The sequence below is a fragment of the Cedecea sp. genome (genome assembly GCF_036500665.1).
In the GTDB taxonomy this organism is placed as follows: Bacteria; Pseudomonadota; Gammaproteobacteria; order Enterobacterales; family Enterobacteriaceae; genus Cedecea.
Map to the genome: position 1 here is coordinate 45545 of NZ_DASYBS010000121.1, position 15255 is coordinate 60799.

Genomic DNA, 15255 nt, shown 5'->3' on the forward strand with positions numbered 1-15255 from the left:
ACCGCGACTATAACATAGCGTCGCGGTGAGACGTTGTTGATATCGGGTTACAGCAGGAACAGCGTAGCCAGGCCAAGGAAGATAAAGAACCCACCGGTGTCGGTGATCGCAGTGATCATCACGCTTGATCCTACCGCCGGATCTTTCCCCAGCCGGGTCATCGTCATCGGAATAACAACGCCCATCAGTGCCGCGACAAGCAGGTTCAGGATCATTGCCAGCGTCATCACGCCCCCCATTGCCGGGTCGTCGTACAGCAGCCAGGTTATCGTCCCCATCACGCCGCCCCACACCAGGCCATTGATCAGCGCTACCCCTAATTCACGCAACATCAGGAACGAGATATTACCGGCCTGAATATGCTGCAGGGCTAGCGCCCGCACAATCATGGTGATGGTTTGGTTGCCGGTATTCCCACCAATCCCTGCCACAATAGGCATCAGTGACGCCAGCGCCACCAGCTGGGAGATCGTGTGTTCAAACAGCCCTATCACGCGGGAAGCCACGAAGGCGGTACATAAATTGATTGCCAGCCAGGCCCAACGAGTGCGAACGGCTTTGCTTACCGGCGCAAACACATCTTCTTCTGCGCTCAGGCCGCCCATACGGCGCAGGTCGCTGTCGGTTTCCTCGTACACCACGTCGACGATCTCATCGACCGTTAAGCGCCCCATCAGCTTGCCGGCGCTGTCGATGACCGCCGCACTGATCAAGTCATCGCGTTCGAAGGTTCGCGCGGCTTTTTCATCATGATCTTCCGGGGCAAAGCAGGTTGGATTGTCATCCATCACCTTCAGTACCGGCGTCTGCGGCGGGTGCAACAGGATAGCCGTCAGCTCCAGTTCTCCCAAAAGCGTTTTGTCCCGGCTGGTGACAAACAGTTTGTCGGTGTTTTGAGGAACCTTACCGCGAATACGCAGGTAACGCTGCACCACGGCAAGCGTGACGTCAGGACGCACGGTGATCACCTCAAAGTCCATGATCGCGCCGACGCTGTGCTTGTCGTAATGCAGGATCTGACGAACCTGAGTGCGCTCATTTTGCGGCATCGTCGCCAGCAGGCGCCCCACCAGATCGCGCGGCAGGTATTGTGCCAGGTAGATCTGGTCGTCAATATCCAGCGGTCGCAGCGCGTTAAGCAGCGCTTTGTCGCTCATATCCTCAATCAGGTCATCCCAAACCGTTTCTGAGGCCTCTACCAGCACGCTGCCGCGACGCTCTTCGGTAATAAGGCTCCACAGTGCTAAACGCTCTTCCGTTGGCAATGCTTCCAGGACATCGGCGAGATCCGGCGCGGGCAGTCGCCCTACCAGCGTCACTATCTCGGCGATATCCTGCTCGGCGCTTTGCGTTTCAGCAAACGGCTCTTTGGCCAGAATGCCGCTGGCGACGGCTTTATTGGTCAGCAGGATCTGCAATATGCGCGCACGGTCCTGGTCGCGCTCTTTGGTGCTGTATTTTTGAATGGCTGTCATAAATAAACTATTCCCTGGAAACGACGAGTTAGTTTATAGCGTGGGAAGATGAAGAAAACAAAAAACCAGCCTTAATAGACTGGTTTTTTTTTTATTTTTCTTAGACGAGGCTAACCTAATGACCCGTTCGTGCCACCGCATCACGCGAAGCCTGTTCACGTTCGTGGCCCGTTAATTCACCCAGCTGGCCCTGCCGCATCTCCAGCAGGCGATCGGCATGAATGAAATAGTGATCGTCATGGCTGATGGCAAACACCGTTTTCCCCATCTGCTGCATTAACGGCAACAGGACCTGGTAAAACTCACGTCGGAAATGCGGATCCTGGTCTGCCGCCCACTCATCCAGCAGAATAATGTCTCGCTCCTCCGCCAGCGCCAGCAACAGCGCCACGCGCTTACGCTGGCCCTTCGAAAGCTTGAGATTAAGGATTGTGCCGTTTTCCAGCTCAAGCTTATTGCTCATTTTCAGGCGATCCAGCCAGCTGCTGACCAGCTCCGGGTTGGCCTGCTTACCCTGCGGCCCAAGTAAACGTTCAAACAGCCATACGTCGGTAAACACCGCCGAGAAAAGCTTACGATAGTCATCCTGCATTTCGGTATCTATTTTTTTACCATCAAGGTAGATAGCCCCGCTCACAGGTTGGTAAAGCCCTGTCAACAGCATAGCCAACGTGGATTTTCCGCTGCCGTTTCCACCAATCAGGAACAGCAGTTCACCTCGTTTGATGGTGAGGTTGAGCGGGCCCACGCTAAAGCTATTGTCGCCATACTGGAACACGACATCACGCATCTCAAGCTGCTGCCAGTTCCCGGCTTCCTTCGAACGAGCGAACCCGGCATCATAAGGCGCAAGCTGGAACTTGTTCAGTTTATTGAAGGCGACCAGGGCGCTTAACAGCGTCGGCAGCGCGCCAACGGCAGAAAGAAGTGGTGTACGCAGGAATAGCAGCGTTAAGGAGAAAGTTGCCGCCACGTTGGTGTCAGACCAGCCAAGACTGTTTGCCATATAAAACACCAGGCCAATTGCGCCCAGCATCATGATATTTGACCAGTTTACAGCGCTAAGATGGAACGTATCCGCGCGGATGATATGGTTACGGTATTCGGCGGCATGCGGAGTATAGGTGTCTTCATAGACTCGCTCGGCACGCTCGCGGTTTAAAGCAAGCTCCTTTCGCCCCTCAATCACGCTCTGATAGTCGTTATAGAGTTTATCTTCGATTTCACGCAGCTGGGCCATATGCTTGTAAACCCGCGCCACCAGCAGGTATCCCCCCACAATGGTTATCACCAGCCACACGGTGGTGACGCCCAGCATTTTCGGCGACAGCCAGGCCAGGTAGGCCGCCGAGCCAATCGCCAGAATAATACCCTGCACCAGCTCAGGCAGGCGCACAAAGGCGATAGTAATATTACGGACATCGCTGGTTAACCCCGCCAGCAGTGCCGCGCTGCCGAGTTGATCCACCCGCTCTACATCGGTATCCATCAGGCGCTTGATAAACTCGCCACGCAGGCGAAAGACAAAATGGTGACCGAGCGTGGTTAACGCGAGCTGAGAACCGAGCGTCACGGCCATCAACAGTAAGAGTAAGCCCAAAAATTCCGGTAGGACCGCCAATGTGAGATCGGGAGTCTCAATCAAACGCTGGTTAATAAAGGCGATAAGACCAATTCCCAACGCTGCACTTGCCAGGCTTAACGCCATGACCATCATAAAAGGCCAGCGATACTGGCGGTAGACCACACGTAGCAGTTCCATAGTTCCATACCTGCAAAACAAAACAGCGAGCAGTTTAAACAGCTCGCCGGTCACAGCAAGAATAATTCTTATTTTTATTTGTATTATGAGGCTTTACGGAAGGTCAGGTTGTAGCGGAACTGGTCGGTCAGCGGATGAAAACCGGGTTTGAGGGGTAAAATGCCGTGGTAGAAAAGTCGGGATACCCCACCCCACACCACAACGTCACCATGCTCAAGCATCACACGCTTCAGCGGACCGCTACGCTTAAGGCCGCCGAATTGAAAAATGGCAGGTAATCCAAGCGAAACAGAGACAATCGGCTGGCGCAGATTAGGCTCGTCTTTATCCTGGTGAAGAGAAAGTTTTGTCCCCTGCGCGTAGCGGTTTATCAGGCAGGCGTCAGGTTCAAAATCAGGATAACCCGCCGCCACGGAGGCCCGGGCGCAAACAGCGTTAAACTCGGTAGGTATTTGAGGCCAACGTTTGCCGGTAAGTGAGTCCTGCGGTGAGTAGACATAACCGTGCTGATTCGTGCTCCAGCCCAGCATACCGCAGTTAGTCATCGCCACCGACATAGTATGCCCCCCTGGCGTCACCATATGGCGAAAAGGCGCCTGCCGGGCCAGTCGATGAACGGCAGCCATCAGCGTCGGGGCTTCTTCACGGGCGAAGCGCCGCAAAATAATCGCGCCCTCGGCAAGAGGCTCTTCCCAGGGAGCCTCGTCGGCGAACAGATCCAGCATTATTCCCCCTGTCTTCGCGTTTCGTTTTCCAGTAGCTGGCGTTTGCGCTCCACGCCCCAGCGGTAACCAGACAGGCCGCCGTCACTGCGAATCACGCGGTGGCACGGAATGGCGACCGCCAGGGTGTTAGCCGCACATGCACCGGCCACAGCGCGAACGGCAGCGGGCTTACCAATGCGCTCGGCCAGCTCACTGTAGCTCACCGTTACGCCAGGCGGAATGGCGCGTAATGCCTGCCAAACCTGCTGCTGAAAAGCCGTGCCTCGAATATCCAGCGGCAGCGTAAACTCAGCCGTTGGCGACTCAACAAAGCTAACAACCTGCGCCACCCGGGAGGCAAATGCCTCATTGCCGGGCGTAAGCTGCGAACGCGGAAACTCACTTTCCAGTTCATCTATCAGTGCCTCGGCGTTCTCACCTAACAAAATGGCGCAAATTCCACGTTCGCTTTCTGCTACCAGGAATTCACCCAGTAGGCATGAGCCGACCACGAACTGCACGTGAGCACGAGCGCCTCCCTGCCGGTATTGGCTAGCCGTCATGCCAAGCGTCTCATCAGCCTGATGGTAGAACGCGCTGCCGGACTGAAAACCTGCATCAAAGATGGCCTGCGTCACCTCTTTGCCTCCGGCAAGTGCTTCACGTAACCGACGAGCACGATGTGCTTTTTGCCAGCCATTCGGCGTTAAACCCGTGACGCGTTTAAACAGGCGATGGAAGTGGAAGCTGCTCATGGCAACCTGCCCTGCCAGCTCATCAAGCGTGAGGGGCGAGTCGCTTGCTTCAATAATGCGACAGGCCTCTTCAATACGCGCAACCCGTTGAAGCTCGGGGGCCAGTTTGTCTGGCTGACAGCGTTTACAGGCCCGAAAACCAGCGTTCTGCGCCGCTTTTGGCGTATCGTAGAAGGCGGTATTTTCACGCAGCGGGCGGCGTGCGCGGCAGGATGGCCGGCAAAATATACCGGTCGTTTTGACGGCAAAGACAAACGTCCCGTCGGCGAGAGCATCACGCTGTTCAACCGCCTGCCAGCGCTGCTGCTCCGTGATAAACCCGTGTGGCTGTTTCATGGTTGCGACCTCATGCTTATCTTAACGATACCATCATGGCAGCCTCGGCCGGATGAAAAACTCGGGTTCTTGCTTTTTAATTTTTTTCGCCGATCAGGAAGGTTTTGAACTGCGGCGACATCCAGCTTCGGAATCCGTCCCCTTCTTTGCTGATTAGGTAAACGGCCAGGTCTTCTTTCTCCGCAACCTGTTTGGCTTTTTCTTCCCCCAGTACCATCAGGCCAGTGTCCCAGCCGTCCGCCTCCATCGCCGTGGGAGCGATGACCGTTGCCGAGACGAGCTTGTGCTCGATAGGCCGCCCGGTTTGCGGGTTAATGATGTGCGAGATGCGCTTCCCATCGAGCTCATAATAGTTGCGGTAACTGCCTGAAGTACTGATGCCGTGACCGTTGATATCCACCATCGCCTGCACGGCATTTTCCCTGTCCGTTGGCTTCTGAATGGCCACTCGCCAGGCTTTCCCCGCCGGATTAGTCCCTCGAGTGGTCACTGCACCACCGACAGAAACGAGATAACGGCTAATACCATTTTGCTCCATCAGGCGGGCAAGATGATCGGCCGCGTAGCCTTCACCGATAGTCGACAGATCGACATACAGCCCGGGAAGATCCTTTTGCAGCCACTGCTGCCCGGCAGCATTCACCACCTTCAGATGCTGCAGACCCGTTAGCGCCTTCGCCGCATCGATTTGCGCCTGGTTTGGCGTGTGCAGGGGCTGCTTATCTGGCCCAAACCCCCACAAATTAACCAGCGGTCCAACCGTGATGTCCATGGCACCCTCGGTTTTTGCACCGATGCGCAGCGCCATGGTGACGATATCGCTCATCGCCTCGCTTACCGGATACGGCTCAGTGCTGACTGACTGGTTAAAGAGGGAGAGTGCCGAATCCTTTTTCCAGGTCGACATCAATCTGTCATCGCCATCCAACTGATCCTGAATTTTTTTCTGCAGCACGGATTTTTGTGCAGCATCCACGTCGGCCAGGCTAACACGCCAGTAAGTCCCCATGGTTTTGCCTTCCAGCACCAGCGCCTTTGCGGCGCTGTTTTGAGCGTTATCGCACCCTGCCAGGGCTAAAAGAGCTACGGCAAAGCAGCCGCGACGAATAAGGCGTAAATCCATGGTGTTGTTCTCCAGTTTCGGGAGCATAAGGGTACAGCAAATGAGACGAAGAGATGAGGTAACCGGCGGGTCATTGAGGGTTAAGACATAAAAAAGGCGCCTTGCGGCGCCTTTATCAGCTTGAGCGGAATTAGAACTGGTAAACCAGACCTACACCCACGATGTCATCGGTACCGATGCCAGCAGCCTGAGTGAATTCATTTTTGTCCAGCAGGTTGATTTTGTAGTCAACGTAGGTGGACATGTTTTTGTTGAAGTAGTAAGTCGCGCCAACATCAACATATTTCAGCAGATCCTGGTCGCCGTAGCCGTTTTCCAGGTTCTTACCTTTAGACTGCAGGTAAGCAACGGATGGACGCAGACCGAAGTCGAACTGGTACTGAGCAACAACTTCGAAGTTCTGTGCTTTGTTAGCAAAGCCCAGGTTACCAGCGCGAGTTGCGTTGTAGGTCTGGGTGTACTGCGTTGCCAGGTAGATGTTGTTCGCGTCATATTTCAGGCCGCCGGTGTAGGTGGTTGCATCGTCACCATGGCCGAGCAAGCCAGCAGTATTGTTCTGCTCAGTAGTACGTTTGGAGCTGGAGATAGCAGAACCCACGCTGAAGCCTTCACCCAGAGCATAAGTCAGGGAGCCACCGAAGCCGTCACCGTTCTGTTTCAGCACGTTACGACCATTGTTGGTAGAACCTTCGCCGCTCTGGCTACCGTTTTTACCCTGATACTGCAGAGCAAAGTTCAGGCCATCAACCAGACCGAAGAAGTCGGTGTTACGGTAGGTGGCAACGCCGTTAGCACGCTGCTGCAGGAAGTTGTCAGAACCGTAAGTGTCACCGCCGAACTCTGGCAGAACGTCAGTCCAGGAAGTCACGTCGTAAACAACGCCGTAGTTACGACCGTAGTCGAAAGAACCCGCCTGGCCGAATTTCAGACCGGCAAATGCCAGACGAGTCCATGCCTGGTTGCCAGAAGATTCAGTGTTGTTTGCCTGAACGTTGTATTCCCACTGGCCGTAACCGGTCAGCTGGTCATTGATCTGGGTTTCGCCTTTGAAGCCGAAACGAACGTAAGTCTGGTCGCCGTCAGCACTTTTGTCGTTAGAGAAATAGTGCAGACCATCAACTTTACCGTACAGGTCTAATTTGTTGCCGTCTTTGTTATAAATTTCGGCTGCATTTGCAGCGCCTGCTACCAGCAGAGCCGGTACCAGAAGGGATAGTGCTTTAACTTTCATCTTATTAACCCTCTGTTATATGCCTTATTTTATTTACCACTGCTTACTGATTAACCCTCTAATCAGTCGGCAAATTCATTGTCCAAAACAAATACCGAATAATCCAACGAGAATATGATACGAAAACTATATAGATGTTTCATTTGTCTATATAGATGTATCAAAATGTAAATAACAGGGAACTTTTTTTAGCACGAATAGCTAAAAATATAAGCATGAATAATCAAAAAATAATAACAAAACATCAAAATCAATGGCTTATACTTAAATAAAAAAAGTAGCACTGAATGATAATTTTTTTCTCACTTTCGGAGATAAAATCATTATCGCTATCATCATTAACTTTATTTATTACCGTCATTCGAATCTGAATGTCCGTTTACCCCTATTAATACCGGATGCATGCATCCGGTTTTTTTTTACCATTCTTTACACAACTTTAATATCCTTGTGCTACCGATGAAATTTGTAACGTCTGTTAATTAATCGATCTGCTTTTTTTCTTCATATTTCATATCGAATGCGGATTTTTCTTAAAAAAATATATCCCCCAGACCCAACATGCCAGCCTTCATTATTTGTACAAATCTTCTTCAGCTGTACAAATTACCTACAAGACTTAACGCAAATCCTTATTTAAGGATTTATCCTAATAATCAGTTACCTGAAAAACACCTGAGAACCCCCTATACTGCGTCAGACTGCTGACGGCACCGCCAGATAAAGGTATTCTTAGCGTCGGCAGGCGTGAATACGCTAAAGCCAAACGGTCCCCCGAGCGGGTTGACCCTCTATTATCCAGGATTGGCGAGGCTTCGCCGGGTTACATACATACAATGAGCCAGTCTGAAAATACGTCGCTAAATAAGTTTTCACTGTTCCCCGGTAACATCACGCGTTTCTTTTTGTTGCTGACTATCGTGCTGCTTGTCGCGATGGGCGTGCTGGTACAAAGCGCCGTCAATGCCTGGCTTAAAGATAAAAGCTACCAGATTGTCGACATCACGCATGCCCTGCATAAGCGCGTAGAGACCTATCGCTACGCGACGTGGCAAATCTACGACAACATTGCAACTGCCCCTGCCACCGCCGGTGAGGGCCTGCAGGAAACACGCTTACGGCAGGACGTTTACTATCTAGACAAACCGCGCAGCAAAACCGAAGCGCTGATCTTTGGTTCTCATGACAGCTCAACGCTGGAAATGACGCAGCGGATATCCGGCTACCTCGACACACTGTGGGGAGCCGAAAATAGCCCATGGTCGATGTACTACCTGAACGGCCAGGACAACAGCATGATTCTGGTCTCTACCCTGCCGCTAAAAGATCTCTCCTCTGGCTTTAAAGATTCCGGCGTCGGTACCATTGTCGACTCACGCCGGGCAGAGATGCTGCAGCAGGCCAATGCCCTGGACGAGAGAGAAAGCTTCTCACCGCTGCGCAAGTTAAACTGGCAAAATGGCCACTATTTCACGCTCAGGACTACCTTTAACCAACCGGGGCATCTGGCCACCGTGGTCGCATTCGACCTGCCTATTAATGACCTCATCCCGCCGACAATGTCTCTGGACAGCTTCCAGCTCGAGCCAGATGAGCGTCAGCGCACGGCTGTTGCGGCAACGGATAAAGACGATCCCGACAGCGTAAGCATTAATTTTAATAGCGCTCGCATTGAAATCACCGCGCCGGTCGCAACGACTCAGCTCCAGCTGGTCTGGCAGGTACCCTTTGGCTCGCTGATGATGGATACGCTGCAAAACATTCTTCTTCCTCTGCTGCTGAATATTGCGCTGCTTGGGTTAGCCGTGTTTGGCTTCGCCACTTTCCGTCAGCAGCCTCAGCGCCAGGCGGAAAGCAACCCGGGTAACGGTGAGCTGCAAATCCTGCGCGCGCTGAATGAAGAGATTGTAGCGATCCTGCCACTCGGCCTGCTGGTTCACGATCTCGATGCCAACCGCACCGTGATAAGCAACAAAATTGCCGACCACCTGCTGCCCCATCTAAATTTGCAAAACATCATTTCGATGGCGGATCAGCACCAGGGCGTGATTCAGGCCACGGTAAACAATGAGCTGTATGAAATCCGCCAGTTCCGCAGTCAGATAGCGCCGCGCACGCAGATTTTTGTTATCCGCGATCAGGATCGTGAAATTCTGGTGAACAAGAAGCTCAAGCAGGCACAGCGCCTGTATGAGAAAAACCAGCAAGGGCGCGCTGCCTTTATGCAGCACATTGGCGAAGCGTTACAGCTCCCGGCCAAACAGCTGGCTGAACATGCCGCAGAGATTAGCGACAACACACATCTGCGGCTCGCGAACGACGCCCAGACTATTGTGCGTCTGGTCGATGAAATCCAGCTGTTAAATATGCTGGAAGCCGACAGCTGGAAAACCAACGCCTGCGAATTTTCTATTCAATCGCTGATCGATGAAGTGGCCCTGTCGATGCTGCCGATCATCAAACGTAAGGGGCTGCAGTTGCTCATCAACAACAACCTGCCGGCCGACGAAAAGCGCCACGGCGACAGGGATGTGCTGCGTAAGATTCTGGAGCTCCTGCTGCATTACTCCGTTACCACGACGCAGATCGGTAAAATTACGCTCGACATCAGTGAAGAGGAAGCCGGGCCAGACCGCCTGCTGTTCCGCGTGCTGGATACCGGCACCGGCATCGGCGGCGGCGAGGTAGACAACCTGCACTTCCCGTTCCTCAATGAGACCAGCGAAGACCGCTATGGCCAGGCAAATGGTCTGGCTTTCTATCTCTGCGATCGTCTTGCACGCAAGCTTGGCGGACACCTGAATATCAAAACGCGCCAGGATATTGGGACACGCTATAATTTACACATCAGAATGGCCGCAGAACCGCAGGCAGATATGCAGGATGAGAAGCTGCTGGACGACGTAGTTGCGATGCTGGATATCACCTCTAACGAGGTACGTACAATTGTGACCCGCATGCTGGAAAACTGGGGAGCGAACTGTATTTCCCCGGATGAAAGGCTGTCGAGTCAAGAGTTTGATATCTTCCTGACTGATAATCCGTCTAATCTTACTGCTTCGGGCTTGCTTTTAAGCGATGATGAAAACGGGATGCGGAAAATCGCGCCTGGCCAGTTCCGGGTTAACTTTAATATCAGCAATGCTATGCAGGACGCCGTTCTGCAGCTGATTGAAAACCAACTGGCGGAGGAAGATATACCGGATTCGCCTCCGGGCGGCGACGAAAACGCTCAGCTGCACGCCAGCGGTTATTACGCGCTGTTTGTCGACACGGTACCGGAAGATGTCACCAGACTGTATACTGAATCCGCAGCGGGCGACTTTGCCGCTCTGGCTCAGACTGCGCACCGCCTGAAGGGCGTGTTTGCGATGCTGAATCTGGTACCCGGCAAGCAGTTATGTGAAACGTTGGAGCATCATATTCGTGAAAGTGATGCTCTAAACATACAAAAATATATCAGCGACATTGATGCTTACGTCAAAAGTCTGCTGTAGCAAGGTAGCCTATTACATGAACAATGTACCTGCTCAATTTTAAAAATCGATAAATATCGTCCAGGAGCACCGTTTTTCGCGGTTGGGCAAAACATTCGAGAAGTCATGTTTGTGAACTTTAGCGAACTTTGCTGATTAAAAGTGTCCCATGGGTGCCCCATAGACCTTTCAGGGAAAAACCTGTGGCTACGTCGCACACTGACAACCCCTAAATTATCGGGGCAATTACTCACGAAACTTTCGTAGGTACGGATTGATTTTCACAAAAGGTGCATGGTAGTGGCTTTCAGCAAAAAGCATCTGTTGATAAAGTGAGTCGAAAATCAGGATCAGCCGCGGGAAGGGAGTGTTTATGGTCGGGCGCATAGACTACCAGATTGAGAAATTCAGCTTTGCTGAGGTTCAGGAAACACCGAGGCTCAGCCGCCAGTGGGCGGAGGTAATGGAGGAATGTCGGGAGGAAAAGGCTGGAAGTGAAGATCGCCTGCGCATTGCACTACTGAATGTGGACTACGTCACCAGCTTTGAGCTGCCCTTTCGGCTATTGTTGATCCGCGCGCCACAGCTAATTGACAAACTTCGCAATGAGCTGCATCTCAACCAGAAGGCCGTCGTCATTAATGGTAAAAAGCGCGGTCAGGTCTACAGCATCAGAGCCGATCTTGACGATGTACCAGAGGAGTTTCGCTACCGGCTATCAAACCGCATACACAGAACAGAAACCGCTGGTCCGACAGCAGCACCATTTCTGGAAATAGCGAAACAAGCGAAAGCGCCTCGTGAGCGGCTCAAATTAGCTCTTGAGTCAGGGCTACAGGTTAACGCTCTTGATGGCCTGTTCTGGTTGGGTATACAGCGAATTGCCGCCGATGTAGCCAGACTGAGGGCACATGGAATGAAAATATGCACAACTGAAGTTGAAGTGCACGACAGCCTTACAGGAACACTCAGAACCATTTCCGCATATCAACGAGAACCACACCAGCCTTAACCATCAAAAACAGCCCGGAGGGACATTGTCATGCTTTACGTTGAAGTAACCATCGACAGGAAGAAAGAACTACCGAAGGGAGCTCTGTCTGCACTGGCTATTGAATTTAACAAACGATTGCAAAACAAATTCCCGGGCATTGAAGCCACTATCCGCTTGGCTGGTATTGATAAGCTATCAGTACGCAACGGTACAGCAGATGACAAGGAAGTAATTGAGCAAATACTGCAGGAAACATGGGAAGGCGCGGACGACTGGTTCTACATATAACAAATAATTACGGAAAAAGGCGTTAACAGGTTTAAAAAACGTGAAATATCTGTATGGTGCGCGCTGGCTAATCCCAACGCGTTGTGATTGATGAAGTGATTGGGTAACGAGGTTATGATTAGCGCCAACTGGGCCTGTTTGCCTGTTGCGGCAGAAGTAAGATTTGAGATAGCCGCATAATATTAAAGATTATTTGCATGTTGTGAGTTTTAAGTTTTTTCTTAATATTACCTTTATGACTGGAGACTGTTTTAGCGCAAATATTTAGCGAACGGGTAATACGTGGTGTATCCATACCCGCCATCCAGAGACCGAGTAGATTTCGTTCAGCCTGGCTTGGAATAAATTTGCAAACCTCATTAGCTACTTTGGTATTGAAGAAGTTAGGCGAAAGCAGAGCACTCAGGGTAGATGTGTCGATCTCCTTCGAGCAGATAAGCACATTACTGTCGAGCTGCACCAGCTCCTGGTAGCGGATATAAAATGATGCAACGAAGATTACAAATAACACCGTTCGATTATCGGCAATCAGCCGCTTCAGACCGTCAAAACAGAACCCTTCTTCGTAGAACGTATGATCGTTAACAATCACAAGGCGAGGAGCAGTTTGATAAAATAAACTGGCGAGGATCTTTAGTGAACTGGCATCGATAATCATCCGTTTCGCGCCTTTTTTATGCTTCAAATAACCACTAATACCCTCTCTAGTATAACAACATGGATCTACAATCATCACCGACATTCAATTGCCTTCCTGGTATTTATTGGCTGTAGGGGCAATCTGGCTGCGTAGCAGGCTTAAAGGTTATATTTGCATACCAGATGCTTTCGGAAGAATTTTGACATTTTATTTAAACATAACAATACGATATACAAACATATGTTTAGAGATATCCCTGACACCGCCACAGACAATTCGCAGGTGATGCGGCCAATTTGCTCGATGAAGGTTCCGACAATCAGGAGCCGTTGAAGGCCATTTCAGTGAGCTTTTTTATGCCCGGTTAGCGGGCTTCATAAGAGTAAGTGAGCTGAAGCTCGCTGTGGCAGTCACGGCAGCGAAATTCAGCATCTCGCTAAATCTCATTTCTTCACATTCTGTAAACTTCTCCTCACTCATAGCCATTTCTCTCTGTTTTATCTCATGCCGTTAAATATATTATATATAATCATAACAACCGACGTAGCAAAACCAGGTAGAAGGCATCACTATACCGCTTGCTGTCTGAATAACTATATTTCCCCGGGGTGGAGATGTTTCCTGATTTCACACACTACCGGGTAGAAAACCCCTTTAACTATCGGCTTGTCAAACCAGAAGCGTCGGATCAATAATCCGTCCTGCTTTGCCAGTTCAAACGCCAGTTGTTCACCAACAGCCCGGACCGTACACCTGAATAACTCCTCATGAATTTCTGGTATATTCCCGTAATGGCTTACCAGGTAACCTGTCCGGATGTAAAAATCTATCTCCAGCTTTTCATTAACTTTAAGGGCAAGATAGGTGACATCCCACGTTACCCGCCCTGCGAGCCGAACACCGATATGAATTGTTCCGTCAGCCATAATTAATTTTCGGCCCCGAGGCGCATGACAACAGCAATTGCACACAAAACCACTTGAAATATACCTCCGGTAATCCAAAACAAAAACGCTCACGACAGACTGAAGCATGAACTTATGTCGGCTGGATGACTCATAGCGTTTTTGCATATGAGGATAATAACGGTTTTCATCCATAAAATATTCTCCCTGCGTTTAAAGGGGTTTATCCTATACCCAATGTTTTGTACAATCCCCGATTCATGGTACGAATAAACAAAAAATCATAGTAATCTAAGAACATTCTACTTTTGAGATTATATCTTGCTTGCTCAGAGCAAATTCTGACGCTATAAATATATCCGTTTTCAAAACTTCGTATTGACTGAAATACGACTTCTCAAGCCATGTGATTTTTTTCCCAGTCATACGGCCTTTTTACTCAGGCTTATCCGGCCACCTGACATCCAGTGCAGCACTGACATCCACACGACTCAGAAGGACGCGGTACGTTTTCCAGGCTTTGAGTTGCTGTAACTCTTCCTCCGTTGCCATATCAATATCCGCTGCATCCTGCAGCGGCGCTATCACGTGTGCGGCTTCATCAAGCAGTACTGATTTTGTTTTCTGGGCCTGCGCAATTAGTTCCTCTTTCGACCAGGTGCGCGGGACCACTTTTTTACCGTCGAATACCCATTCCCCGCGCCTGATGCTGAATCCCTCCGGCAACTTACCCCTGATTTCTGCAACGCTCATCCCCTCAGGGGAAAACATCGACACGGCATAAATGTTGCCACGCTCCGGCACCGGCTTATCAATAACTGAGCGAATAACATTCTCGCTGTCGTACATGATTTTTATCGTGTTATCCGCAAACCGGGACTGGCACTCATACCAGTCCTGCCCGTCTTCTGACTCGAAAAAACGTATCCCGGCAGTGGCATCACCATACTTTTCAGTGTCTTTTTTGGTGGGCTGTTTTACCCTGAAATTTTTAATATTTTGCATCATTACCCCTGCGCATTAACCCACCCGCCACGCGTCCAGAACTGAACGGGTTTGTAGCGAACCCAGGACTGGTCATCACCAAAATCTCCCCCTGTCAGCACGTAACCCGCTGGCGCGTCACCGCCCGCCGCTGGCCACCAGGTGGAAATCACCGCGCCCAGCTGCACGCTGGAAACAAAGTTTTGTAACGTCCAGCTCTGAACCTCATCTATACGCTGATTCACCCATTGCCATGTCGAGCGGGTGTTAATATTGTCATCCCGCGCGGCAAACTGACCATTTGCCCAGTCCCATGTGGCACGGGTATCGATGTTGTTATCCCGTGCGGTAAATTGATTAGCGAGCCATGTGCTCAGCCAGCCGCCCCAGATTTCGCCATTGATATTACCGCCAGGCTCGAAAATCGCCCCTCCGGCATACACGCTGGCACCTGCGCGAATGGACCCGTTCGCGGTAAAGGCGTTATCGTTGGGGTTAAACATCCAGATATGGTCGCGCCCCTGGTCATCGAGAATATGAATACAGCCAGAGGGGAAATCATTTTTTCCGGAGACCAGCACC

At 51.1% G+C, this 15255-nt stretch carries 12 protein-coding genes and 1 pseudogene; 3 read left to right on the forward strand and 10 right to left on the reverse strand.

Annotated features, from left to right (window positions below):
• Positions 1-47 precede the first annotated feature (47 nt).
• The 6 genes from mgtE to VGM55_RS20565 form a co-directional block, all read right to left on the reverse strand.
• Complete coding sequence (gene mgtE, locus VGM55_RS20540) at positions 48-1475, reverse strand: magnesium transporter (RefSeq protein WP_154188088.1); 1428 nt, start codon at positions 1473-1475, stop codon at positions 48-50.
• A 115-nt stretch (positions 1476-1590) separates the two neighbouring features.
• Positions 1591-3237, reverse strand: coding sequence for a multidrug ABC transporter permease/ATP-binding protein (locus VGM55_RS20545; RefSeq protein WP_331636493.1), 1647 nt, complete (start codon positions 3235-3237; stop codon positions 1591-1593).
• Between the two features lie 83 nt (positions 3238-3320).
• Positions 3321-3962: a DNA oxidative demethylase AlkB gene (gene alkB, locus VGM55_RS20550; RefSeq protein ID WP_331636494.1), complete on the reverse strand. Its 642-nt coding sequence runs from the start codon at positions 3960-3962 to the stop codon at positions 3321-3323.
• Positions 3962-5032 carry a bifunctional DNA-binding transcriptional regulator/O6-methylguanine-DNA methyltransferase Ada gene (gene ada / locus VGM55_RS20555; protein WP_331636495.1) on the reverse strand — a complete coding sequence of 357 codons (1071 nt, stop codon included), beginning with the start codon at positions 5030-5032 and terminating at the stop codon, positions 3962-3964. The genes alkB and ada overlap by 1 nt, the downstream gene beginning before the upstream one ends.
• 76 nt (positions 5033-5108) lie before the next feature.
• Positions 5109-6155, reverse strand: coding sequence for an FAD:protein FMN transferase ApbE (apbE, locus tag VGM55_RS20560; protein ID WP_331636496.1), 1047 nt, complete (start codon positions 6153-6155; stop codon positions 5109-5111).
• Positions 6156-6285: 130 nt separating this feature from the next.
• Positions 6286-7386 carry a porin OmpC gene (locus tag VGM55_RS20565; RefSeq protein ID WP_154188093.1) on the reverse strand — a complete coding sequence of 367 codons (1101 nt, stop codon included), beginning with the start codon at positions 7384-7386 and terminating at the stop codon, positions 6286-6288.
• Positions 7387-8222: 836 nt separating this feature from the next.
• On the opposite strand from VGM55_RS20565, the gene rcsD reads away from it, so the two are divergent.
• The 3 genes from rcsD to VGM55_RS20580 all read left to right on the forward strand — a co-directional run bounded on the left by rcsD (position 8223) and on the right by VGM55_RS20580 (position 12144).
• Positions 8223-10883, forward strand: coding sequence for a phosphotransferase RcsD (rcsD, locus tag VGM55_RS20570; RefSeq protein WP_154188094.1), 2661 nt, complete (start codon positions 8223-8225; stop codon positions 10881-10883).
• A 352-nt stretch (positions 10884-11235) separates the two neighbouring features.
• On the forward strand, positions 11236-11874 hold the full coding sequence (locus tag VGM55_RS20575) for a DNA-binding protein (RefSeq protein WP_331636498.1): 639 nt from the start codon (positions 11236-11238) through the stop codon (positions 11872-11874).
• 30 nt (positions 11875-11904) lie between these two features.
• Positions 11905-12144, forward strand: coding sequence for a DinI-like family protein (locus VGM55_RS20580; protein WP_331636499.1), 240 nt, complete (start codon positions 11905-11907; stop codon positions 12142-12144).
• 118 nt (positions 12145-12262) lie between these two features.
• Here the strand turns inward: VGM55_RS20580 and VGM55_RS20585 are convergent, their stop codons facing one another.
• From VGM55_RS20585 to VGM55_RS20605, 4 genes and pseudogenes are all read right to left on the reverse strand, one after another.
• Entirely contained in the window at positions 12263-12886 is a 624-nt protein-coding gene (locus tag VGM55_RS20585) for a LuxR C-terminal-related transcriptional regulator (protein ID WP_331636500.1), read from the reverse strand.
• Between the two features lie 491 nt (positions 12887-13377).
• A complete protein-coding gene (locus VGM55_RS20595) occupies positions 13378-13884 on the reverse strand; it encodes a hypothetical protein (RefSeq protein WP_331636501.1) in 507 nt (168 codons plus the stop codon).
• A 240-nt stretch (positions 13885-14124) separates the two neighbouring features.
• Positions 14125-14697: a tail fiber assembly protein gene (locus tag VGM55_RS20600; protein WP_331636502.1), complete on the reverse strand. Its 573-nt coding sequence runs from the start codon at positions 14695-14697 to the stop codon at positions 14125-14127.
• A pseudogene (locus VGM55_RS20605) lies at positions 14697-15255 on the reverse strand (hypothetical protein); the annotation flags it as partial. The pseudogene VGM55_RS20605 and the gene VGM55_RS20600, both read right to left, overlap by 1 nt.

Excerpts from the sequence above, each read along its gene's own strand:
- mgtE (WP_154188088.1), bottom strand. The coding sequence starts at position 1,475 with ATGACAGCCATTCAAAAATACAGCACCAAAGAGCGCGACCAGGACCGT.
- apbE (WP_331636496.1), bottom strand. The coding sequence starts at position 6,155 with ATGGATTTACGCCTTATTCGTCGCGGCTGCTTTGCCGTAGCTCTTTTA.
- VGM55_RS20565 (WP_154188093.1), bottom strand. The coding sequence starts at position 7,386 with ATGAAAGTTAAAGCACTATCCCTTCTGGTACCGGCTCTGCTGGTAGCA.
- VGM55_RS20580 (WP_331636499.1), top strand. The coding sequence starts at position 11,905 with ATGCTTTACGTTGAAGTAACCATCGACAGGAAGAAAGAACTACCGAAG.
- ada (WP_331636495.1), bottom strand. The coding sequence starts at position 5,032 with ATGAAACAGCCACACGGGTTTATCACGGAGCAGCAGCGCTGGCAGGCG.
- VGM55_RS20585 (WP_331636500.1), bottom strand. The coding sequence starts at position 12,886 with ATGTCGGTGATGATTGTAGATCCATGTTGTTATACTAGAGAGGGTATT.
- VGM55_RS20575 (WP_331636498.1), top strand. The coding sequence starts at position 11,236 with ATGGTCGGGCGCATAGACTACCAGATTGAGAAATTCAGCTTTGCTGAG.
- VGM55_RS20600 (WP_331636502.1), bottom strand. The coding sequence starts at position 14,697 with ATGATGCAAAATATTAAAAATTTCAGGGTAAAACAGCCCACCAAAAAA.
- alkB (WP_331636494.1), bottom strand. The coding sequence starts at position 3,962 with ATGCTGGATCTGTTCGCCGACGAGGCTCCCTGGGAAGAGCCTCTTGCC.
- rcsD (WP_154188094.1), top strand. The coding sequence starts at position 8,223 with ATGAGCCAGTCTGAAAATACGTCGCTAAATAAGTTTTCACTGTTCCCC.
- VGM55_RS20595 (WP_331636501.1), bottom strand. The coding sequence starts at position 13,884 with ATGGATGAAAACCGTTATTATCCTCATATGCAAAAACGCTATGAGTCA.
- VGM55_RS20545 (WP_331636493.1), bottom strand. The coding sequence starts at position 3,237 with ATGGAACTGCTACGTGTGGTCTACCGCCAGTATCGCTGGCCTTTTATG.